Consider the following 22847-nt stretch of genomic DNA (forward strand, 5'->3'; position numbering starts at 1 on the left):
CACCAAATGTGGCGGATCTTCGGCTTTTCTGTATCATGTTCACACACTGACTATCGGACATATATGACGCTATTCGACATCCAGAGGCTATCGATTCATTGTGGACGGCAGCGCAGTTAAGTAAAGGCTGATCGTAACGGACACCACAGTCGCTATTTCGCAAAAATGGGGCCTGTTCAAATTGTAACGGACACAGACGACCTTACTTCCGTCAAAACCGCATAGAATAGGCGGAAATGCACCAAATAGCGTCATCTGAGTCCGTTAGATTTTCAATATCGCGAAAATGCTGCAAATAGACGCTCTGAGGTCCGTTAGCGAAAGCAGAACGTTTCAGCTCCGTTACTCACAATGAATCGACAGCCTCATCCAAGACATTATTGGCATCATCGCTTATATTGGGTCCATTACGACCCAATAGTGTATTTCCTGTCTGTTAGATTTTCATTGGGGTTAAAATCGGACAAATAGCGTCGATGGTGTCTGTTAGATTTTTCGACCAGTTGTTCAGAAGTCTAACAAACTAATGATTGGCTACCTTGCCTAATAACAACACCAGCAGCTGTTGATTATGGGCAGAGATGCGATCTAGCGATTCCGCGATCAGATTGCTGCGAACGCTTCTTCCCCGCTCCGCTTCCGACTTGCCTTGCTCAGAAACCGTAATCCATACAATACGCCTGTCCTGATCATCCCGCGACCGGACGATTAAACCGTTTCGCTCCATCCGATCGAGCAAAGTCGTTACGGCCGCTGGAGTCGTGGACAAATATGGGATCAGGTCGGAGGGCTTCATGCGGTCCGACTCGAGCAGCAGCTCCAATACGTTCAACTGTCCTTCGGTGAGCGGTGCGAGCCCCTGCTCCAAATTCATCTTCCAATCGCGCGACAGCTTCGTCCACACCTTCGTAAAGTCTTCGGCAATCATTCCTCCTCCTGCTCCCTTCCCTATATAAGGTAGTTCAAAAAGTACGCTTTTGATCACGATGTATCCCAAGAAGCTTACTCGACATCGAATCTTGAATTCAGGCGAAACTTCCGGTGCTCACGTAGCTTCCACTACGCTCCGCTCCTCAGTTTCTACCTTCTTTCAATCTTCTCGGTGCTGAAAACCGAACTTTTTGAACTTTCATTATTACTTCTCTTAACTCTATTATACCGATCGTCCATGTCGAATAAAAGGTTAACCCGATTAATAGTTTACGCCTCTTATCGCCATCATTTCGAACCGTTTGACAGAAGCAGACATATAATGAGGCGACAGCTGGGCGCATCGTGCGGATAACGAAGCAGCAACCAGCCGGCGAGGAGCGTGATTCGGTTGGATGAGCGGAAATCGGAAGTGTTGCGCAAAATAAAAGCTTACGGCATCATCAAAGACCCGCAGTGGCTGGACCGCCCTGACGAGCTGGTGCCACTGTGGGTCATGCTGGAAGTGATGCTGGAGCTGATCGAAAGATTTAATCCGCCCGGCCAGCCTTACGATTGATGGAAGGCGGACGCGGAGCGGATAAATGTCGTCGTAATGACATCCGGCTTATCTACCTGGAACAACGATTTGCCGATAGACTTGCGCTCTTCGATCGGAGCTTTCTCGGAATCGGCAATGTGACGGGCGCCTGAAGAAGTAATTGCCACAATCTCGAGCGGCTTCGTGCAATAATAAGCGGCAATCAGCGAAGAGCCGTTAGGACGGACCCGCTTGCCTTCCTTGAACTCGAAGGTTTGCACGCCTTTGCCACCCCTGGCTTGAATCGGATAATCCAGCAGGAGCGAACGTTTCGCATAACCCAGATCGGAGATGACAAGCACTTCACCTTCATCATCGGCAACCCATAGCGCTGCCGTAATCTCATCGTCGTCCTTCAGTGCGATGCCCCTCACGCCGCTTGAAACACGGCCTATCGGGTTGACCTCGGATTCCTCGAAGCGAATGCTCATGCCGTTTTTCGTCACAAGCACGATATGCTTGGAATTGTCGGATTGGGTGACATGGATGACTTCGTCGCCGTCGGCAACCTTGCAAGCCGCTACGGCAGTGGATCGTGTCGTTGCATATTCCTTCAGCTCGGTACGCTTTACTTGTCCACGCTTTGTAACGAATACAAGTGATTGGCCGGCTTCGTTAAGATCCTTGACGGGAAGGACGCTGACGATGCCGTCGTCCTTAGGCAGCTGAATAATGTTTACGATCGCGGTTCCCGTATCCTTCCACTTGAATTCCGGAATCTGATGGACAGGCAGCAGGTAGAATTGCCCCTTGCGCGTGAACAACAGCAGGCTGTCGATCGTATTGACGAGCAGCATGTCGCGAATGACGTCCCCGTCCTTCACCCCGGAATTGTCGAGCTCGCCGCCTGAACGTGTGAAGGACAGCATGCTGGTCCGTTTCATGTAACCGTCCTTGCTGAGCGTAACAAGCACATCCTCGGGGGTTACCATGACTTCCAGATTCACCTTCAGCTCTTCGACTTCTCCTTGAATATCGGACCGGCGATCGATGCCGTACTTGTCGCGGATCTCCTTCAATTCGTCCCGAATGACGCCGATCAGCTTCTTCTCGCTCTCGAGGATGGAACGAAGATAAGCGATCTTTTTCTGCGCTTCCTTAAGCTCCTTCTCGAGCGAAGTAATTTCCAGATTCGTCAGCCGGTACAATTGCAAGGTCAAAATCGCGTCCGCTTGGCGCTCCGTGAAGCCGAATTTCGCGACCAGGTTATCCTGCGCGTCGCCACGGTTCTTGGAAGCCTTGATAGTCGCGATCACTTCGTCCAGCAGATTCAATGCTTTAACGAGTCCTTCGACGACATGAGCGCGGTCCTCCGCCTTCTCCAGCTCGAACTGGGTCCGATGGGTGACAACTTCCTTCTGATGGTCCACGTAGGCCGACAGCATCGGCATCAAGCCCAACTGCTGAGGCGCCTTGTTCACGATCGCGACCATATTAAAGTTGTAGGTCACCTGCAAGTCCGTCTTTTTGAGCAAATAGGCCAGAATACCGCCCGCATCCGCGTCCTTCTTGAGCTCTACGACGATGCGCAGCCCGTTCCGGCCGCTTTCGTCGCGAACCTCGGCAATGCCCTCCACCTTTTTCTCCAGGCGGATGTTTTCCATCGCGGTGACCAGTCTGGACTTGACGACCTGGTAAGGGATTTCGGTAATGACGATCTGCTGCTTGCCGCCGCGCATATCCTCAATGGCCGTCTTGGAACGAATGTAGATGCGTCCTTTGCCGGTTGTATACGCTTCCCGTATCCCCTCCTCGCCCATGATAAGACCGCCGGTCGGAAAGTCCGGACCTTTAACGATTCCCATCAGTTCTTCCAGAGGCAGCTTGGGATTGTTCATATAAGCAATACAAGCGTCGATAACCTCCCGCAAATTATGCGGCGGAATCTCTGTCGCAAAGCCGGAGGAAATGCCGCTGACACCGTTCACCAACAGATTCGGGTAACGCGAGGGCAGTACGACGGGCTCCTTCGTTGTATTGTCGAAGTTGTCCTTGAACTGTACCGTTCGCTTATCGATGTCTCGCAGCAGCTCCATAGCGATCTTGGACAGCCGCGCTTCCGTATACCGCATCGCCGCGGCTGGATCGTCGTCCTGAGATCCCCAGTTGCCATGGCCGTCGACAAGCGGATGGCCCATCTTCCAAGGCTGCGCCATTCTCACCATGCCTTCGTAGATAGAGGAGTCGCCGTGGGGATGGTAATTGCCCATGACGTCGCCGACGGTCTTGGCCGACTTGCGATACGGCTTGTCCGGCGTGTTGCCCGCGTCGTACATGGCATATAAGATACGCCGCTGCACGGGCTTGAGACCGTCGCGGACGTCGGGTATAGCGCGGTCCTGAATAATATATTTCGAATAACGTCCGAAGCGGTCTCCGACGACCTCCTCCAGGAACGCGGGCAGAAATTGTTCCAGGCTGCTCATGCGGATCCTCCTCTACTCTTCATATTCGGTAAAGTCTACGTTTTCGATGATCCATCGCTTGCGGGGGTCGACCTTGTCGCCCATCAGCGTCGATACGCGACGCTCTGCTTTTGCCGCGTCTTCGATCTGTACCTGGAGCAGCGTACGCGATTCCGGATTCATCGTCGTCTCCCACAGCTGGTCCGGGTTCATCTCTCCGAGACCCTTGTAGCGCTGAAGCTCGTAGCCTTTGCCGTATTCCTTAAGATAATTCTGCAGCTGCTCGTCTGTCCAAGCGTAACGCACGGTCTCCAGCTTGCCGGATTTGCGCGTAATTTTGTACAGGGGAGGCTGCGCAATATAGATGCGCCCCGAATCGATGAGCGGCTTCATATACCTGTAGAAGAACGTCAGCAGCAGCACTTGGATATGGGCGCCGTCCGTATCCGCGTCCGTCATGATGATGATTTTGCTGTAGTTGCTCTCATCCGCTTCGAATTCGGGACCTACGCCTGCGCCGATGGCGGATATGATAGCTTTGTATTCGTCGTTTTTCAGGATGTCGACAAGCTTGGCCTTCTCCGGATTCATCGGCTTGCCCTTGAGCGGCAGGATGGCCTGATGCTTGGAATCGCGTCCTTGCTTCGCCGATCCGCCTGCGGAATCGCCTTCCACGATAAAGAGCTCGTTGCGCGTGTAGTCCTTCGACTGCGCAGGTGTCAGCTTGCCGCCCAGATTGGAGCTCTCGCTCTTCTTCTTGCCGCTTCGGATCTCTTCGCGCGCCTTGCGCGCCGCCTCGCGCGCCTTGGATGCCTGCACGGCTTTCTTGAGCAGCGATTGGGCTACCTGCGGATTCTCCTCCAGAAATACCTGCATTTTCTCGGCTACGACGGCATCAACCGCGCTTCGGGCAGAAGCGCTGCCGAGCTGGTCCTTCGTCTGACCGACGAATTCCACCTCCGACATTTTGATGTTGACGACGGCCATCATCCCTTCGCGCAGATCGTTGCCCTCCAGGTTCTTGTCCTTCTCCTTCAGCAATGCAGCCTTGCGGGCATAATCATTCATGACGCGCGTGTAGGCCGTCTTAAAGCCCGTCTCGTGCGTGCCGCCGCCTCGGGTAGGGATAGAATTCACGAAAGACGCAATCGTCTCCGTGTACCCGTCGTTGTACTGGAGCGCCACCTCCACTTCAATGTCGTCGCGGTCGCCGGCAAAGTGGACAACGTCATGCAGCGCTGTCTTCCCTTCGTTCAAAAATTGCACGAACTCGCTTGCGCCGCCTTCGTAATGAAAGACGTCGTCCTTGCCGCTGCGATCATCCTTGATCGTCACTTTAAGCCCGGAGTTCAGGAAAGCAATTTCTTGCAGCCGCTCTGCCAGCGTATCGTAGTTGAACGACGATCCGTTCTGGAATACCCTGCTATCGGGTTTAAACGTTACTTTCGTGCCCGTGCGATTGCTGTTGCCGATGACCTCCAGTCCCGTGACGGGTTCGCCGACGTGCTCCTTGCCTTTGTCATCGATCCAATATTCGAATCTCATCCTATGTATCTTGCCGTCGCGATAGATTTCTACCTCCAGCCATTCCGACAGCGCGTTTGTCACTGATGCGCCTACGCCGTGAAGACCGCCGGACTTCTTGTATCCGCCGCCGCCGAACTTTCCGCCTGCATGCAGGATCGTAAATACGACTTGCGGCGTCGGTATACCTGTCTTATGAATGCCGGTAGGGATGCCCCTCCCGTTGTCGTACACCGTAATGGAGCCGTTTTTATGCAGCGTCACATCGATCGCGGAACAGAATTTAGCGAGATGTTCGTCCACTGCGTTATCCACGATCTCCCAAACGAGATGATGCAAGCCGGATAAGCTTGTACTGCCAATGTACATCCCCGGACGTTTCCTGACAGCTGTCAATCCTTCGAGCACTTGTATATCATCGGCCCCATAATTGCCTTCCGCGGCCGTTCCGTTCGCGATTACATCCATTTGCTCACTCATGAGCTTCCCCCAGTCCGTGATACTCGTAATATCTCCAAGCTATTTTAAAGCAAGACTATCCATTCGTAAAGTCAATCTGCAATTTACCCATTATATAAAAACAAACGAACGTTCGCAAAAGTAAAATTTTGACGTCTAAAATCGTCTGTTCTTGACAAATATGAACGAGTCTATGACAGATGTTCCTGGCGTAATGAAGTTGTTACCATAGTGCGCAATTCCGCGCCTCCTTATGCCGAATCCGCGAAAAAAGGATGCCGCCTGGGCATCCCCGACTTAAAAATATTTGAAAACCTCTATCGAGGCCTTTCCGGGATGAGCGAATGGGCCGTGATTTATATGCATGCTTTCAAATTTGCGCGGGTTACATATACAAGGCTGCAAGCATAATGCTCAGAGCGGAATCATAGATCTCGCCGAATTGTTCGATCGGAAGCGGATTAATGCCGCTGCCAAGCTCCACGGTAAATCCGGGAAGCCGGAAGTCCTGGATAAACCAGTCTTTGTAGCCGGCTGCGCTGTCCGCATTACGCACCGCTTCGTATCCGCTGACAGCCGCGAATTCGTTCGCTAGCACCTCGGATTGAGGCGGCTCCAGTCCCTCGAACCCCCAGAATATGACTTTGCCTTGCGTATGAAACGCCAAGGCGCGCTGAAACCCGCTGGCGCGCGTGAATTCGGCGAGACTCCGCGCCTCCGGCTCCGTAAGCGGCGCTGTGCCGGAGTAATCTCGCGGAGCAGGGACCTGAGGACCTTGAACGGCATCGCGCTCCCAGAGCGCGGGAAACTGCTTGTTGAGATCCACGCCGCGTATATTCGCCTTCCATCCGGAGAAGTCATTGCTCCCGCCATTGATCGCAATCGCTTCGCTTCTAAACGGCTCTCCATCCGGCGGACCGCTTACCACGAGATTGACGCCATCAGGATTGACCATCGGAACAATGGACAATGTCGTCGTCAAGTACTGCGGATACATCGCCAGCCCGCCGAGATCCATACTATTTGTCAAAGACAGCAAATAATCATTCAGGAACTGCATGAGTACGGGCGTCGTAATCCATTCGTTGGCGTGCATGCTTCCATTAAAATGAATTTTTTTGTTGCCGTTCCCTATACCTAACGCGGGGATTGGCTTGCCCATGACCGAAGTGCCGATGTCCGATCGGACGAGGAAGGGATAAATATCCGTCAGCCTGTTCATATCCTCGAGCAAGGAACCGTATCCATAAAGACGCCTGGCATCCACGACGCGCCGTGTAACGCGTCTAGGAACCGCTATTTTGGAGCCGATGGACAACATCTCGCCCTGCAGCTCGGGATTGCTCTGAAGCAGCAAGTCCACAGATACGCCGTTCATCGTCGCTATCCGCCAGAGCGAGTCTCCCGCAATAACCGTATGTTCTGCCCATATATATCCCGGTATCTGAACGGTATCGCCTACAGCCAGCACGCCTGCGGCGGCTTCGCGGTTGGAGTCCAGAATGAGCTGATACGGGATGCCGAACCATATGCTGTACTTCCACAGCGTGTCGCCCGGCCTAACCTTCACTTGCATGTCTTCGCCTCCCCATGCTCGGAGCGCCGCTGCTTAAGCTTTCGACGCACGTATCCTTACATCATCGTATGGCGAAGAATGGCTGGAGGTTCGGCTTTAGCAACATGGCTAACAGCCTTACTTGTATTTGTTCCAGTTTGGGTCGCTGTTGTTCAGCAAATAAGAGAAGTCGTTCTCCTTCAGCTTTTGCTCGCGTTTCTTGGTTTCTTCCGCTTCCTTGCGTTCGCGTTCCTTGCGGTCCGCGTCCTCCTGCTTAAGCTGATCCGCTTGCGCCTTCAGCTTATTAAGCACATCCGCGCCAAGCAGCTCCTTAAGCGTCGCGCCTTGCTGCTCAGGCTCCGAAGTCGGAGCGGCGGGCCGCCGCTGCCCTTGCGGTTTTCCTTTTTTGCCCATTGTCGTAATTCACCTACTTGTTCTTATAGTATGTGTTCAAAAAGTTCGGTTTTCAGCACATGAGCTTATGCTTCCGATGCTGCGTTTTTTTCAAAAACGCTGTAGAAGATGGAACGAAAGTAGAAACTGAGGAGCGGAGCGTAGTGGTAGCTACGTGAGCACCTGCAATGTTTCCGGAAGAAACATACTTCGAAAGCATATCCTTAGTTTCGCTAACCTCGGGCCCCGCGAAAGTAATCGGAATAAGCATCAAAGCATCCCTTCACTTTCGTGGGTATCGGGATATATTCGAAGTCGAGTAGGCTTCTTGGCATTCTTCGTGATCAAAAGCGGACTTTTTGAACTACCTTTTAAAGAAGTTGAAGTTTCACTTATAGTCGATATGGAGACATTCCGCCGCCGTACGCGCAAGATCGCGAGCCGCTTCAACATCGACGGAGCTGGACAGTACCACGGCCATTCGTCTGCCTGTTTTCGTCTCCGGCTTGCCGAATAGACGGACTTGCGTGTTAGGTACGGAGAGAGCTTCTTCGATACCGCCGATGCGGAACTCCGCTGATTCGCGATCTGCTTTGAGCGTATGCGATGCGCCAGGCGTCAGCAATCTGATTGCAGGGATCGGGAAACCCAAAATCGCGCGTACATGCAGCGCGAATTCGGACAGATCCTGCGTCGCCATCGTAACCATGCCGGTATCATGCGGACGAGGAGATACCTCGCTAAAGAGTACGCCGTCCGGCGTTAGAAACAGCTCTACGCCGTAAATACCGTAGCCTCCCAGCTCCTCCGTAATTCGGAGCGCAATGTCTTCCGCTTCGCGAATATGAGCTTCGCTCATCTCATGAGGCTGCCATGATTCGATATAGTCCCCGTCTTTCTGAACGTGACCGATCGGCGGACAATAACTTGTGCCGGAAACGGAGCGTACCGTAAGCAGCGTGATCTCGGAGTCGAACGTAACGAAACCTTCGACGATAATACGCGCTTTTTTCGCTCGGCCGCCCTCCATGGCGTAGTTCCAGCAGCTCTCAAGCTCGGCCTCGGAGCGGCAGACGCTTTGTCCTTTGCCCGAGGAGCTCATAATCGGTTTGATCACGCAAGGGAACCCGAGCTCCGCAGCTGCGGCTCGCAGCTCGTCGAGAGAGTCCGCGAACCGATACGGCGCCGTCGGTAGGCCAAGCGTCTCCGCAGCCAGCCTGCGGATGCCTTCGCGATCCATAGTCAGCCGTGCTGCACGGGCAGTCGGAATGACATGATGTCCTTCGGCCTCCAGTGCAAGCAGCGTCTCCGTCGCAATCGCTTCGATCTCGGGTACGATTAGATCGGGCCGTTCCTCTTCGATAATGCGGCGAATAGCGTCACCGTCCAGCATGTCCGTTACGTATTTGCGATGTGCCACCTGCATGGCCGGGGCGTTGTCATAACGGTCCACGGCAATCGTTTCGACGCCGAGACGCTGAGCCTCCAGCACAACTTCTTTCCCGAGCTCTCCGGAGCCGAGGATCATCATTTTGCGGGCCTGCTGGGATAACGGTGATCCATACATAAAAAAAGAACCCTCCTGGAAACTTTGATAGTCTCCATTCTGAAGGTTCTCCCACCAAAAATCAATATAAGGTTGTTCAAAAGACCACTTTCCATTACGAAGTAACTCGTGAAGCTTACTCGACGTCGAATATTGAACTCAGCCGAATCCTCCGGTGCTCACATAGCGCTGCAATGCTCCGCTCCTCAGATTCTAGCTTCGTCCAATCTTCTCGGTACTGAAAAGCGATCTTTTGAACTTCATTTATATTTAAACCGTTCAACCCTTAAACCTCAAATCTCAACTTTCAGCACTTTAAACAAACTTGAACTGGGCTTCGATCAGGCCGTTATAGACGCCTTGTTTTTTGACCAATGCCGCATGATCGCCTTGTTCGACGATGACGCCATGATCCAGCACGATGATATCGTCCGCATGGCGAATCGTGGACAGCCTGTGCGCGATCATGAACGAGGTGCGATCCTTAAGCAGTGTCTTGAGCGCTTCCTGAATTTTTAGCTCCGTCTCGGTATCGATGCTGGCCGTTGCTTCGTCTAGGATCAGAATCTTCGGATCGGCCAGCAACGCACGGGCGAAGGATAGAAGCTGTCTTTGGCCCATAGACAAGACGTTGCCGCGTTCTTCGACCTGAGTGTCGTACCCGTCTGGCAGATTCATGATAAAATCATGCGCGTGAACCGATTGCGCCGCCTTGACGATCTCGGCGTCCGTCGCGTCCAGACGTCCGTAACGGATGTTGTCGCGGATCGTACCGGAAAAGATAAACGTATCCTGCAGCACGATGCCGACCTGCGAGCGCAAGCTTTCGATCGAGACGTCGCGGATGTCGATTCCGTCGATAAGAACGCGTCCTTGTACGGGATCATAGAAACGGCACAAAAGGTTGATGATCGTACTTTTGCCGGAACCCGTATGGCCGACTAAAGCGATGGATTGACCCGCCTTGACGTTGATGCTGACATTTTTGAGCGCAGGTCTGTTCTTCTCGTATTCGAAGACAATATTCTCAAATGTGACGTCCCCGCGGATCGCGGGCAGTTCTTTGGCGTTGCCGGCCTCTGCTACCGTCGGCTCTTCATCGATGAATTCGAAGATCCGCTCCGACGAGGCCATAGCGATCAGAAGCTGCGAGTACATTTGACCCAGCCGGTTGATGGGATCCCAGAAGTTGCCGATATAATTGGCGAACGCCACGAGCAAGCCGACCGTTATGACTTCATTCTGAATCAGCGTCGCACCGTACCAGAACAGAATGCATGTGCCGATTGCTGCTGTCACTTCAATGATCGGACCGAACATTTGGTTAAGCGCGGATGCCTTATTCCAAGATTTAATATTGTCGGTGTTCATATGGTCGAAGAAGCTCATATTATCCTTCTCTTGCACGTACGCCTGCGTGACCTTCATTCCCTGAATGCTTTCGTTCAAGTGGGCGTTAATACGGGACTGCTTCATCCGTACCGACTGCCAGGCGAATCGAATCCGCTTCCGCAAGGAGGACGATACAACAAACATGATCGGTACCGTAATCATAACCGCAAGACCCAGCTTCACGTTTAGCGCCAGCAATATGATGACGATGCCGAAGAGCTGAATGCAGTCCATCAACAGGTTGACGACGCCGTTCGTAAACAGCTCCTGCAGCGCGTTGACGTCGTTCGTGACGCGCACAAGCACGGAGCCCGCAGGACGTTTGTCATAGAAGCGGAACGACAGCTTTTGGATATGCTGAAACAAATGCTTGCGTAGATCATAGATAACCTTTTGGCCGATGATGTTCGTATATTTGATCCGATACATGTTGGAAACCCATTGTATGGCGTACAGGGCCAGCATCCCCGCCGCGACCGCAACCAGTTCGCCGACGTTCTTCGAGCCTTTATAGGCATCCAGCACATTATCGATCGCGAAATACATGAGCAGCGGATTCGTCAGCCGCGTCAGCGTTCCGATCACCATCATGATGATGACTGGCATCAGCTGGCGATTGTACGGCTTCATGTAATTGTACAGTCGCCTCAGCTGCGCCCAGTTAAACGGCTTTTCGATTTCTTCGTCGTCCTGGTAGACGAATCTTTCGTTTCTGTTTCTAGCTTTCATCTGCGTTTTTGCGCTCATTGTACCGAACTCCTCCGAGCTTCGTAAACTCCCGGTATCGGCGACCGACCGGCTTCTGCTTGTTGTTTCTCAATATAATCCGCATATTGGATGCGGTACGTATCCAGATAAGGACCTTTTTGAGCGATCAACTGCTCATGTGTTCCCCGTTGTACGACATGTCCTTCGTCCAGGACGATAATTTCGTCGGCATGGCGCAAAGAGGAAATACGGTGTGCGATAATAAAAGTCGTTCTGCCAGCCATCAATTCCTTGAAGCCTGCCTGAATTTCATGTTCCGTCTCCATATCGACAGCGCTCGTCGCGTCGTCGAGGATGAGGATACGCGGGTTTTTGATCAATGCACGGGCGATGGCGATCCGCTGCTTCTGGCCGCCTGACAACCCCATTCCTCTCTCGCCAACGACTGTATCGTAGCCAAGCGGCATTTCCATAATAAAGTCATGGGCCTTGGCCAGCTTCGCCGCCTTTATAATCTCTTCGTCCGTTACGCCGCCAACGCCGTAAGCGATATTGTCGCGAATGGAAGCCGAGAACAGGAAGGTTTCCTGGAATACGGGAGCGATCTGCCTTCTGAGCGATTGTACGTCCAGGTTTCGAATATCGATGCCGTCGAGCGTAATGCTGCCCTGCTTCACATTGTAAGCACGCATTAGCAGCTGGATAACCGTAGATTTGCCGGAGCCCGTTCCTCCCAGGAAACCAATGACCGAACCAGCCGGGGCATCCAGACTGAGAGAGGTGATCGCCGGCGCTTTGTCCGGGTAATTAAACGTCACGTTTTCAAAGCGGACATGCCCTGCTACATGGTTGTCATTCGCCACGATGGCATCTTTTACGTTTTTCACGTGAACATGTTCATTGAGCAATGTCAGGACGCGCTCGCCGGAAGCTTTGAACTGCGTATAAGCATTAATATGAAAGCCGAGACCCCACATCGGGCCGATAATGTACCAAATCAAGCTAAAAAAGGCAATGAACTCGCCCAGCAACATAGATTGATTAATGACCATAATGCCGCCTGCGACCAGCAGGATGACCGCGCACAAATTCGCCGTAAGCTCCATCGCCGGGAAAAACCGCGCCCATATGGAAGACGCTCTAACCTGATTCTGCTGATACGCGTCGCTCCGAATTGAAAACTTGGATACCTCATGGGTTTCGCGCGCAAATGATTTGACGGTACGAACGCCCGTAATATTTTCCTGCACCGCTGTTGTCAGATCACTCATGGCCTGACGCATTTCGCGGAAAGCGGGATGGATCTTCCGTTCGAACTTAAGCGCCAGGAAAATCAAGATCGGAATCGGCAGCAAAATAATGAGCGTCAATTGCCAGTTGAAATACATCATCATCGCTCCGCCGAATACGACCATCAGCACCATATTGAGAATTTGCGCGAAGCCGAATCCGATAAATTGACGGATCCCCTCCAGATCGGCCGTCAATCGGGACATCAGGTCTCCCGTTTTCGCTTTGTCGTAATATTGAAAGGATAAGGTCTGCAGTTTGTCGTACAATGCGTTTCGAAGGTTATAGGCAATTTTGTTGCCCAATCTTCCTCCCAGAAATCCATGTAAAAATTGATTAATCGCTTTCAGTGTAATGACGCCAACGACCAGCATTGCGAGACCAGGCACGAGATCAAATCGCTCCGGTGTGATTACATCGTCAATCAGATAACGCAGCAGGTTCGGATACACCAGCCCCAGTGCAGTCGCGATCATCAAGAACAGGATCGAGCCGAACAACAACTTTTTATCCGGCCAATAAAAGGCTTTTAACTGCCTCAGTACGTCCAAGAAAATCCATCTCCCCATCTGTTTTCTTAAGTATGAGTGCATATTACCAGCATCGTTATAGAGGAGCAAATTCGATAATTTTGCGAATTATTGAGTGTATCCGCTTATTATGGCGATTGAGGGTAAGGAATGCTCGATACCTCCCAAATGATCTCGTTTGATTGCCATAATGTACGTATTGCTCCGTTTTTGCACGTTTGCACACAAAAATAAAAAAAGCTTTTGCCGGGCGGAACCGCACCGGCAAAAGCATTAAGCGAATCGTGATATGGAAGGCGGACTGGATCAGACTTTTTGGATATCGATTAATTTTTTTCTAAGTGTCGTCAGCTCCAGCACGGCTGAGCCGCCGGAAAGCGATTGACGTTTGCCCTCGGCATAGGCCAATACATCCGTCATCAGACTTTCACCTACTTGTTCCGAAGCTTTATCCCACTCGCGGCCGTAATGTGTATGCCACTGACTCGCGGATGCGGATGTCCACGCTTGAATGGAAGGCACCAGGATGCCTTCAAGCTCCTTGCGCAACTGCCCCTTGCCTTCTCCTTCGAAAAATTGTCGCGGCGACTTAAATCGGCTCCACAACCATTTGGCTTCGATGGAGGTTTCTTGCCACATCGCGCTTTCCTCCGGTACGACAAGAGATTGCGGCGCATATGGAGTCGCCTCGTAGCCAGGCAGCAACTCGCCAAGCCCCAGCGAGCATGCGGCGTGCTCTTTCTTCAACTCGCCGTTCAGTGCCCGCTCAACGCGCAGCGAAGTCGCCAGGAGCTCCTGGGACAGCTCATGTTGAATAAGGCGCTGGAGCTCCAGCCAGGACGTCCAGACGACCCGCTTTAGGTCTCGGCCGTCATCTTGCAAGGACGCAGGGTTAAAGGCTAGATGGAAGAAGTCCCCTAGCCTGAATTGCAGCCGTTGAGCCACATAATACAGCAGCTCCGACATCTCTTGTTTCAGACCTTCCGGCAAAAGCGCGGCACGCAGCCGATCCATCGGCTCATTAACTCGGCCCATGGAGGCTTCCAGCTTGACGCGTTCGGCCTTGCGAGCCGACTCGTCGCCTTGCGCTCCTGCAATCCAGCCCTCCAGCTGCCCGATTGTCCGCTTGAGCTCTTGGTCAGCGGAATCGATGGCAAGAGCGCCGAGATCCGTTGCTATAAAGGAGAGGAAGTCCCCTTCGAAAGCAGTGATTCGCGAGCGAATAAGAAGCGCCTCATTGCGCTCCGTCTTGCCGTCCAGCGCTTCGATGCTGGAGACGGGATACAGCCGAGGATGCCGGATGGAGTGTTGGAGCAAATTATGCTCCACATGCATCAGAACATGCTGCAGCTCTTCCTCGTCGGCAGCCAGATCCGCGGCATTGACGATAAAGAACATTTTGTCCAGCTCGAACTGGTCCTTCACGCGGCCAAGCTGGTCCAGGAACTGCCGGTCCGCTTGGGAGAAGGCGTGATTGTAATAAGTAACAAACAGAACGGCATCGGCGTTTTTAATGTAGTTGAAAGAAACGCCCGTATGCCTTGCATTAACAGAATCGGCGCCAGGCGTATCGACCAAGACGATGCCTTCCGCCGTCAGCGGACAATCGTAGTGGAAGTCGATCTCGCTTACAAAGCAGGAGCGCGACTCGTCGGCAACAAACTTTGCATATTCTTCGCGATCGACATGCAGTTCCATGCCCAACTGTTTTTCGTGCTCGTGCCACCCGTTCCTTGCCGCGCGCAGGAAGCTGTAATGTGGTCTGCCGCCGGCGCCGATGGAATCCGGCGATAGTTTATCGATAATTGCAAGAATCGACGCTCCATCAGGCAATGTCTCCTTGGTCGCGCGTTCGCCGAGCAAGGACAAGGAGTACCGCAGATCGTCCAGGATGGCTTCCTTAGACTTCATAGCGACCCGTGCAGTGCCATGCCCGAATTGCCCGGTAGGCGGCATTAGACGATTGATAGCCGCGGTAGTCGGGTTCGGAGATACCGGCAATACGGCTTCACCAATCAAGGCGTTTGCAAGCGAGGATTTGCCCGCGCTAAACGCTCCGAACAACGCGATCGTAAATCGGCTGTCTCCTAGACGACGCGCCTTCTCCGCAAGTGCCGCCGCAGCAGCTTGCAGCATGGCATGCGGCTCCAGAAGGTCGGCAGCTTGCCTCATTCGCTTCGAAGCAGCCAACTGCTTCGAGCGGATGGACGAAGAACGGTCAATCGTCCGTTCATCCGCCGTCTCCGACTTAGCAATGGCTATGGCAGCTGCGGCAACTTCCTGCTTCATACGGCCTGCATCATCTTCTCTGCCGCTAGCCGAGCGCAATAGCGGCGAGGAAGAGCCCGCATACGACTGCGTCCGCCCGCTCGCTCCCGCAAGCACCATCTCCGCAGGGTTTGGCAGCTGCGGTCTCATTAACGCGCCAGGCTGCATCTGGCGGAGCTCTTCCTCCCTGCGCTTGATAGCCAGCTCCAGGTCATGAAGCGCATCGACCGCAGCCGTCTTGCCGCTGAGGACGGCAAGCTCTTCTTTCGCAGCTCCAATATCGGCGTCTACGGAAGCTGCCGCATGATCCGCAAGCACATCGATCACTTCCATCGCGCGCCGCCGGTATTCGCTCTTGACATCCCCAGCCATATCCTTGCTGTAAGTCATCGTGTATTCGTTGCCGAATACGGCGCCTTGCTTTACTCTCGAAACCAGCCAGTCGTCATCCGGCGTCCAGCCTAGACGTTCTGTCAGTAAAGATTCCAATTGCTCGCCGGCGTAACCACCGGCAGATGCCGCTTGCCTCAGCAACTGCTTTACATGCCAGTCCATGCTAGCAATGATCAAGCTGCCAAGCTCCGTGCGGAACACGGCAAGGCGCCGCTCCTGCTCCGCGGCCGTCTTGGCGCCGGCAAATAGCAGTCCGGCTTTAAAGCCTGGCTTGCGGCTGTCCAGAAACGAATGAGCCAGGTCCCTTAGAGCGGCCGGCGTAATATTGGCGTTATCCAGTATCGATTGGAGCTCCGTACGAAGCCGCGTACGATATTGTTCCTTTTCTGCCTCCAACGATCGGATATTGTCTCGCAGCCGCGCAGCTTCCAATTTGACGGAGCTCAGCGCCTCTTCTCCGCCCGCTTCATCCGTTAGTCTTTCGCGTTCCGGCTCGCGGCTTTCGTTCACCCATTTGACATGACCATTAACCAGATGGCGCAGCGAAGCATCCACGCTGTATGCGCAGAGCTCCTCTCGCTTCTCCTTAAGCTGCTCGATCAGAGTCAGAAGGGTATCCCATTGATGGTGAGGATGGTCCGGCTGACGCAGGGAGAGGTACAAAATGCCTGCCGGCTCCAAGTGCCAGGCGTGAAACGCATCCTCTACGCTGCTTTTGTAGGCATCGAAGCTAAGCTCGCGATCCCGGTGCTTATCAATCTGATTTACGATAAAATAAAGCGGCTTGCCCCAGTCCTTCAGGCTTTTCGCGAAAGCGAAGTTGATCTCGGACTGGACGTGATTGTAATCCATGACGTAGAAAACAACATCCGCCAGATGGAGGGCGGATTCCGTTGCCATCCGGTGAGCATCGTCCGTCGAATCGATTCCCGGCGTATCAAGCAAAGTCATCTCCGATCCCAGCAGGTCGCTAGGATATCGAATCGATACAGACAGGAATTTCTCTCCGTCCTTGCAATAAGTGTCCAGATCGTCAATCGGCACCTCCGCGTGAGAAGTGAAGCCTCCGGCTTCCGTCTCTACATAGGCTATCGCCCGGTCGCCGCCTCGGATCGAAACGACGTTCGCGCTTGTAGGGATCGGACTGGAGGGAAGCAGCTTCGCGCCGCACAACGCATTGACGAGCGTAGACTTGCCTGCCGAGAAATGTCCGCATAAAGCAACAGTAAGCCGACCTTCGGTCAGCTTACTGTTCAGCTCCTGCGCTTGTACGGCACGGGTATGGTCGCCTGCGGCTTCCAATTCGGCGCCGATCTTGTGTAACGCTTCAGCTAGGTTCTGCACGTTCATTACTTTCGTCATCTCCATACTATTGTACTCGCTCTTATACCGCTTCTTCTTCTTCTGTCGACGGCAGGCAAATCTCGAATACATTGCCATGCTGAAGAATCATAATGTTGCGCTCTTTCTCTTTCATCACGACAACCTCGGGCTTGACGCGCATACGATCAATATATTGATCCGGCACGTCGCCTGATCCGCTCACCGTAATGCCATCGATGACGATATCTTCATTCTCCTTGGGAGGAGATTCAAGGACTTGCTCGTAAATATCCGAGAATAGTTCAAAATTGTTTGTGTACACGGAGATACATTTCATATTCATCATCCTTCGACTCTTGATTTGGTATTCTTACCTTTATGTTTGGTCTTGGCCGCCGGCTTCATACGTGCTTTGCCTTCCTTGCACAAATCTAGCAGCGGACAAATCGGACATTGCGGACTTTGAGCCTTGCAATGGTAACGTCCGAAGAAGATGAGTCGATGATGCGTCAAGGTCCATTCGTCTCTAGGCACCAGCTTCATCAATTTATGCTCTACTTCCAATACGGTGTCATCCGACTTCGCGATGGCAAGGCGCTTAGACACCCTCTCCACATGCGTATCGACTGCAATGGCGGGTTCGCCGAATGCATTTGACATAACTACGTTGGCTGTCTTCCTGCCCACTCCGGGAAGCTCTATCAGTCCTTCGTGCGTCCGAGGCACATCTCCTTCGTACTTGTCGATCAAGATGCGGCTGAGCTTCTGTATATTCGAAGCCTTGCTTCGGAACAAGCCGATTCGCCTGATGTCCTGCTCCAGCTCTTCGAGCGGAACGCTCAGATAATCTTCGGGACGTTTATACTTTCGGAACAGGTCTGCCGTCACCTTGTTCACCGTCTCGTCCGTGCATTGAGCCGATAACAGCACAGCAATCGTCAACTCGAACGGATTGTCGTGATTCAGCTCGCAATGCGCGTCAGGGAACATGTCGGCGATGATATCCAATATATGACGCATCTTCTGCTTCGCATTCATCGCTGTCCTCCAGAGTAACAACACTATCGTTCAAAGTGTAGCGAAATTTGACACGCTTCGCAACTACCAATCCCATGATTTCCAAAAAAAAACCGCCCGTAAGGGCAGTTTTTTCACAAAATGTTCCCGCATTGACCTACTGCAAGAGTCATACTATGCTTTTATCCGTTGGAACCGCTATTCGTGTTTACTTCTTGTACCTGCATCACAGTATTGCCAATGTAAGATACTTCTACCTTGTCCCCAGCTCTGTATGTGGAAATAAGTGCATTCGTTCCGTCTGGCTTCAACATCTTAACATTCGTTAATGTTAACGTAACGGAATCATTGACCGCGTTTTTAATAACCATTTTTTTGTTGGCAACGTCCACGGATACGACATCATATGCTATTGTGCGATGAACTCGAATAGAAGCCGCTTCAACCTTGTCCATCTTCATAGCCACCGTAATGGAATCGCCAGTCTTCAAATCGGCTAGAGTGGCCGTAGGACGGCTGTACCATTCCACTCCGGTAACGGTATAAGGAATTTTGACGGTGTATCCTTCCGTTGTCAGAACCGTTAACGATTTGGCTGTAGTATCGATCTCCGTAATCGTTCCTGCATAATTCAATACAAAATTAACCGAAACGACATTTGCGCCCGTATGTTTGATTACAACGTTTACGTTGCTATTGATGAGAGCCATTGCCGCCTCTCTATCCATTGTCGTTCCCAAGTAGTTATAAATCGTTTTATCGGTCAAACTCAAAGATAGCGGCTGTTTGTCGCTGCCAAGCACCGTCACGAATTTATCCGCTTTGTCGTAATACACGATTCTCGCTCCCGCAAGCACCTTCACGTCGCGATTGAGAACTTTGATCTTTGTTACTTTGCCTTCATCGTTCAAGCTGACCTCAACCTTATCGCTGCCGGGGATCAGATCGCCAATCGCGGCATTGGCCAATCCGCTAATTTCAACCGTTGCGCCGACGGCCAGAAACTTCGATACCAAATCTCCATCCTTGGTGATCGTTACCGTTTTGGAATCTGCGGAATAAAAATCACCCGACATCAGCGTCACTGCCTGCTCAGCCGCGACAACGAGACTAATGGCTTGCGGAGATTCGCCAAATGCTTCCCGCACGACGGTAACAGCAGCGTTGGCTTTAATATCGGCCAGCGTCAATACTTTGCCGTCCGTATCTTCAATCCTCATGGCATCGCTGTATTGGATTTCAACCGGCTTATCGTCAATCCAAAGATAAAAGATTTTCGAAGTTTCGTTATAACGCGCGAACGTACCCGAGATCGAATCCGTATGTTGCACATCGCCCAGAACTTCAACGTATAAAGCTTTGCCGTCTTTGGCGATGACGGAGACGTCGCCGTATTCCAGCAATTGATCCTTAGTGATCGCTTTCTCCGAATTGTAATGATAATAGAGCGTGTTCGCATCAAGCGTAAACTTCAATTCTTCTCCGACATCATAGATCGTAATGGCGTCTTCGCCCAAATCGGAAACAACGCCGCTTATTTGTCCGGGATAGTCCATAGGGAAGCTGGTTTGCGCACGGCTAAACAAGGTGGCCAAGCTTGCACGATTTATGGCGTTTTTAGGCGCAAATTCCGTATCGGTTAAACCTTTGATCAGTCCCAACTGATAGGCTGCGTTCACATAACCCTTATAACGAACCTGCACGTCGTTTGCATCGGTGAAATGCGAAGGCGCGTTCTCAAGCTGCGAAGCCGCCGCCTCCTGCCCGATGGCCTTCACGATGAGCTTCGTAACCCATTCGCGGCTGGCAGGCTTCGAGCCCCATTCGGTATCGGGATCGGCCGCGGCCAATTGATATTCCTCATCGCGATCAAGGAGCCCTTCGGAAAAAGCAAGCTCGATATATTTTTTATAGAAATCGCCGACCGTAAACTTTTCTCCGAATACGATTAGCGAATCCTCATCCGCCAGGTCATCCAAACCGGCAAATCGAAGAGCAAGGAGCACGGCCTCCTGCTGACTGATGCTCTTCTCTGGTCTGAACGTATACGTATCGGTATTCTTGTCATAATATCCCGTAATAACGCCTTGAAACGACAGTTTGGCCACATGTTTTTCTGCCCAGTGACCATTAGGCATATCTGTAAACGGCAATGCTTTAGTTGAGACTGCTTCCTCCGCGGATACCGGGACCGGAGTCGACAACAGGGCCGTTCCGCTGCCCGTTACCAGCGTGAAGGCAAGCGCGCCCGTCATAATTTTTTTCCAAGTTTCATGCAATAACATTAGGCATATCTCCTTCGCATTAGAGCTTTATGTATACATAAAAATTCCACTTTTACTTATTCGTCATTGAGCGACAAAGTTCCTCCCGCTTCCATGCAGAACGGCCATTACCGTCACTTGGCGGCAACGGCCGTTCATTCAACCAATGAACTCGCACTTGCGCTAATCTTTTTTAAGAGGATGCTCCAGATCGACATGCCCCATCAGACTTTCCACTTGTTCGCCTTGAACGAGCAGTTGGATGCCATCAATGAACTCGAATTGAAACAACGTTTTCTTTAAGGAATCGATCAACATCATCTCGCCTGGAGCCCCTAACCTCGACTCGTCAGGGATTTTGATATCTATGGTCGCGATACCTTCATTTAACGTTGCGGAGAGAATTTCGATACCGTTCCACAGCGACTGGTTCGGTTCCTCGTTTTCCTGCAGCGCCTCGATCGTCTTGTTCAGAAGTTCCTCTTCGCTGCCGAATTCGATCGTCACTTTTCTTTCGATCATCTCAAGCAGTTGTTCGTCGGTTAGATAAACGGACACCTCCTGCGAAAGAAGTTCCGGCGTCGGTGCGGGACTTGCCGTTGGCAGCGGCGACTCTGAAGGAGCACCGCTTGGCGAGGGCGATACGACGCTGCCTCCTGCGACGTTGCCCGGCTCATTGACGCCGCATCCGGCAAGTAATAACGTACATGCGGCAACGCCGAGGATCACTCGAAGTTTTCCAGCTTTCATAATCTTGGATCAACCTCGCTTTCTATTTCAGCTTCAAATAATCTTTAATTCCTTTGGCCACTTCGACTGCAAGCTTATCCTGTGTTTTAGTATTAAACAAAGCGCTTGCGTCCGAAGCATTGCTCAAATATCCGGCTTCGATCAAAATCGCAGGCATCGTCGTTTCTTTGATTACCTTAAATGCGGCTTTCTTGACGCCTCTATCGCGTATTCCCATACCCGCCAGTACGTATTTGTGCATCGTCTCCGCAAATGCCTTGCTGTTCGCACGTTCATAATAGGTCTCGACGCCGCTCACGCTCGTATTATCGTAGCTGTTAGCGTGAACAGAGATAAAGAGATCAGCCTTAACGTTCTCGGCGAATTTCACTCGATCCATCAGCTCTAGGAACGTATCGTCCTTGCGCGTCAAATGAACGCGGAAACGTTTGTCCTTCTCGAGCTCCGCCTTGATCTTGAGCACTGCAGACAAGTTGAATTCCTTCTCCCAGCGGTTCAAAGACTTGCTGTAAGCCCCTGGATCCTTGGCGCCATGGCCGGCATCGAGCACGATGTCGTACACGTCCGCAGAATTGTCGGGCGGAGTGGACGGTTCTGGAGTCGACGGTTCTTCCGGCTCAGTTGGCGTTTCGGGATCAACAGGTTGAGCCGGCACCTCCGATAAAGGCATGAGCGCGATCGCGAACTCATTTTCTCCGGAGGTCAGCACGTATCCCGTATCATCGCCCAAATCGACAACCAATCGAGCTGTTAGCGGACTCGCTGAGAACTGCGAGTATCTGTAGGATGTCAGATACGGATTGTTTTCGACTGTTATCTTGGCTTGTCCGTCTGTTCCTATCGTATTTGCCAGTTGCGGAATGAAGGCCGTATAAGGAAAATCGATGACCAGTCTGCGAGGATTATCCAACAGTTTCGGTTTCCCCGGCGCATTCGCTCCGGCATGGGAGATGCGGATGATGGATTGCTCGTCCATGTTAACAGCCGTTATGTAACCGACCGCGGGCGTCTCCGGCGTTTCCGTTCCCGGCTTCGGTTCTTCCGCCTTCTCGAACATATGTACTTCTCTTACATCTTCCTTCCATTCGAACGATATCCCTAATAGTTCGCCAACTAATCGAACGGGAACCATCGTCCTCCAGTTCACAAGCTTCGGCGGCGTGACGTCGATTTCCTTCACTTCGCCATTGACGCGTATCGAAGTCTGATTAATAATCAGCTCGATGACGGTCGAATCGTTTTTGACGGTAACCTTCTTCGGTCCGCCTTCCCATTCGACCTCGTACCCTAGTCCTTCGGAAAGAATGGCCAGCGGCACTAATGTAGAACCTTTTTCGATTCGGGGTTCCACATCCGACAGCAGCTCCTTGCCGTTCAGGAACAGCTTGGGCGGAGTGCTTGCAGCATGCCCTACGGACGCAAACAACGTGAACAATAACGACATGAGCAGCAGAATGGATACAAACTTTTTCATTTCCCACCTCGATGACTGATTTGTCCGATACACCTTGCCACTTTCG

General features: G+C 52.2%; 15 protein-coding genes. 1 reads left to right on the forward strand and 14 read right to left on the reverse strand.

What is annotated here, in order from left to right:
• Positions 1–523: 523 nt before the first annotated feature.
• Entirely contained in the window at positions 524–928 is a 405-nt protein-coding gene (locus PAT3040_RS33925; RefSeq protein ID WP_087566933.1) for a MarR family transcriptional regulator, read from the reverse strand.
• A 393-nt stretch (positions 929–1321) separates the two neighbouring features.
• Here PAT3040_RS33925 and PAT3040_RS37815 point away from each other — a divergent pair, with 393 nt between their 5' ends.
• Positions 1322–1489: a hypothetical protein gene (locus PAT3040_RS37815; protein ID WP_179215424.1), complete on the forward strand. Its 168-nt coding sequence runs from the start codon at positions 1322–1324 to the stop codon at positions 1487–1489.
• Here PAT3040_RS37815 and gyrA read toward each other — a convergent pair.
• The 13 genes from gyrA to PAT3040_RS33995 all read right to left on the reverse strand — a co-directional run bounded on the left by gyrA (position 1480) and on the right by PAT3040_RS33995 (position 22801).
• Complete coding sequence (gene gyrA / locus PAT3040_RS33930; RefSeq protein WP_087566934.1) at positions 1480–3936, reverse strand: DNA gyrase subunit A; 2457 nt, start codon at positions 3934–3936, stop codon at positions 1480–1482. The two genes, PAT3040_RS37815 and gyrA, sit on opposite strands and share 10 nt — an antisense overlap.
• A 12-nt stretch (positions 3937–3948) precedes the next feature.
• Entirely contained in the window at positions 3949–5919 is a 1971-nt protein-coding gene (parE, locus tag PAT3040_RS33935) for a DNA topoisomerase IV subunit B (RefSeq protein ID WP_108996130.1), read from the reverse strand.
• 364 nt (positions 5920–6283) lie between these two features.
• Complete coding sequence (locus PAT3040_RS33945; RefSeq protein ID WP_108996132.1) at positions 6284–7474, reverse strand: M14 family metallopeptidase; 1191 nt, start codon at positions 7472–7474, stop codon at positions 6284–6286.
• 117 nt (positions 7475–7591) lie between these two features.
• Positions 7592–7867, reverse strand: a complete 276-nt coding sequence (locus PAT3040_RS33950) for a YqkE family protein (RefSeq protein ID WP_087566937.1) — start codon at positions 7865–7867, stop codon at positions 7592–7594.
• A 367-nt stretch (positions 7868–8234) separates the two neighbouring features.
• Positions 8235–9413 carry a formate-dependent phosphoribosylglycinamide formyltransferase gene (gene purT / locus PAT3040_RS33955; RefSeq protein ID WP_108996133.1) on the reverse strand — a complete coding sequence of 393 codons (1179 nt, stop codon included), beginning with the start codon at positions 9411–9413 and terminating at the stop codon, positions 8235–8237.
• Between the two features lie 294 nt (positions 9414–9707).
• Positions 9708–11531 carry an ABC transporter ATP-binding protein gene (locus tag PAT3040_RS33960; RefSeq protein WP_108996134.1) on the reverse strand — a complete coding sequence of 608 codons (1824 nt, stop codon included), beginning with the start codon at positions 11529–11531 and terminating at the stop codon, positions 9708–9710.
• The gene (locus PAT3040_RS33965) at positions 11528–13333 is read right to left on the reverse strand and encodes an ABC transporter ATP-binding protein (RefSeq protein ID WP_108996135.1); all 1806 of its coding nucleotides are present in this window, start codon (positions 13331–13333) and stop codon (positions 11528–11530) included. Before PAT3040_RS33965 ends, PAT3040_RS33960 begins: the two co-directional genes overlap by 4 nt.
• A gap of 285 nt (positions 13334–13618) precedes the next feature.
• On the reverse strand, positions 13619–17323 hold the full coding sequence (locus PAT3040_RS33970) for a dynamin family protein (RefSeq protein WP_108996406.1): 3705 nt from the start codon (positions 17321–17323) through the stop codon (positions 13619–13621).
• A gap of 34 nt (positions 17324–17357) precedes the next feature.
• Positions 17358–17633, reverse strand: coding sequence for an NAD/NADP transhydrogenase alpha subunit (locus PAT3040_RS33975; RefSeq protein ID WP_087566949.1), 276 nt, complete (start codon positions 17631–17633; stop codon positions 17358–17360).
• 5 nt (positions 17634–17638) lie between these two features.
• On the reverse strand, positions 17639–18334 hold the full coding sequence (nth, locus tag PAT3040_RS33980) for an endonuclease III (protein ID WP_087566940.1): 696 nt from the start codon (positions 18332–18334) through the stop codon (positions 17639–17641).
• 161 nt (positions 18335–18495) lie between these two features.
• Complete coding sequence (locus PAT3040_RS33985; RefSeq protein WP_108996136.1) at positions 18496–20598, reverse strand: S-layer homology domain-containing protein; 2103 nt, start codon at positions 20596–20598, stop codon at positions 18496–18498.
• Positions 20599–20760: 162 nt separating this feature from the next.
• Positions 20761–21327, reverse strand: coding sequence for a GerMN domain-containing protein (locus PAT3040_RS33990; protein WP_108996137.1), 567 nt, complete (start codon positions 21325–21327; stop codon positions 20761–20763).
• Between the two features lie 22 nt (positions 21328–21349).
• On the reverse strand, positions 21350–22801 hold the full coding sequence (locus PAT3040_RS33995; protein WP_181377010.1) for an N-acetylmuramoyl-L-alanine amidase: 1452 nt from the start codon (positions 22799–22801) through the stop codon (positions 21350–21352).
• Positions 22802–22847: the final 46 nt, after the last annotated feature.

Origin of the sequence: Paenibacillus agaridevorans (genome assembly GCF_003112455.1) — a bacterium.
In the GTDB taxonomy this organism is placed as follows: Bacteria; Bacillota; Bacilli; order Paenibacillales; family Paenibacillaceae; genus Pristimantibacillus; species Pristimantibacillus agaridevorans.

What these genes read in the sequence shown, in the direction of transcription:
- PAT3040_RS33925 (WP_087566933.1), bottom strand. Translation starts at nt 928, where the DNA reads ATGATTGCCGAAGACTTTACGAAGGTGTGGACGAAGCTGTCGCGCGAT.
- gyrA (WP_087566934.1), bottom strand. Translation starts at nt 3,936, where the DNA reads ATGAGCAGCCTGGAACAATTTCTGCCCGCGTTCCTGGAGGAGGTCGTC.
- parE (WP_108996130.1), bottom strand. Translation starts at nt 5,919, where the DNA reads ATGAGTGAGCAAATGGATGTAATCGCGAACGGAACGGCCGCGGAAGGC.
- PAT3040_RS33945 (WP_108996132.1), bottom strand. Translation starts at nt 7,474, where the DNA reads ATGCAAGTGAAGGTTAGGCCGGGCGACACGCTGTGGAAGTACAGCATA.
- PAT3040_RS33950 (WP_087566937.1), bottom strand. Translation starts at nt 7,867, where the DNA reads ATGGGCAAAAAAGGAAAACCGCAAGGGCAGCGGCGGCCCGCCGCTCCG.
- purT (WP_108996133.1), bottom strand. Translation starts at nt 9,413, where the DNA reads ATGTATGGATCACCGTTATCCCAGCAGGCCCGCAAAATGATGATCCTC.
- PAT3040_RS33960 (WP_108996134.1), bottom strand. Translation starts at nt 11,531, where the DNA reads ATGAGCGCAAAAACGCAGATGAAAGCTAGAAACAGAAACGAAAGATTC.
- PAT3040_RS33970 (WP_108996406.1), bottom strand. Translation starts at nt 17,323, where the DNA reads ATGAACGTGCAGAACCTAGCTGAAGCGTTACACAAGATCGGCGCCGAA.
- PAT3040_RS33975 (WP_087566949.1), bottom strand. Translation starts at nt 17,633, where the DNA reads ATGAAATGTATCTCCGTGTACACAAACAATTTTGAACTATTCTCGGAT.
- nth (WP_087566940.1), bottom strand. Translation starts at nt 18,334, where the DNA reads ATGAATGCGAAGCAGAAGATGCGTCATATATTGGATATCATCGCCGAC.
- PAT3040_RS33985 (WP_108996136.1), bottom strand. Translation starts at nt 20,598, where the DNA reads ATGTTATTGCATGAAACTTGGAAAAAAATTATGACGGGCGCGCTTGCC.
- PAT3040_RS33990 (WP_108996137.1), bottom strand. Translation starts at nt 21,327, where the DNA reads ATGAAAGCTGGAAAACTTCGAGTGATCCTCGGCGTTGCCGCATGTACG.
- PAT3040_RS33995 (WP_181377010.1), bottom strand. Translation starts at nt 22,801, where the DNA reads ATGAAAAAGTTTGTATCCATTCTGCTGCTCATGTCGTTATTGTTCACG.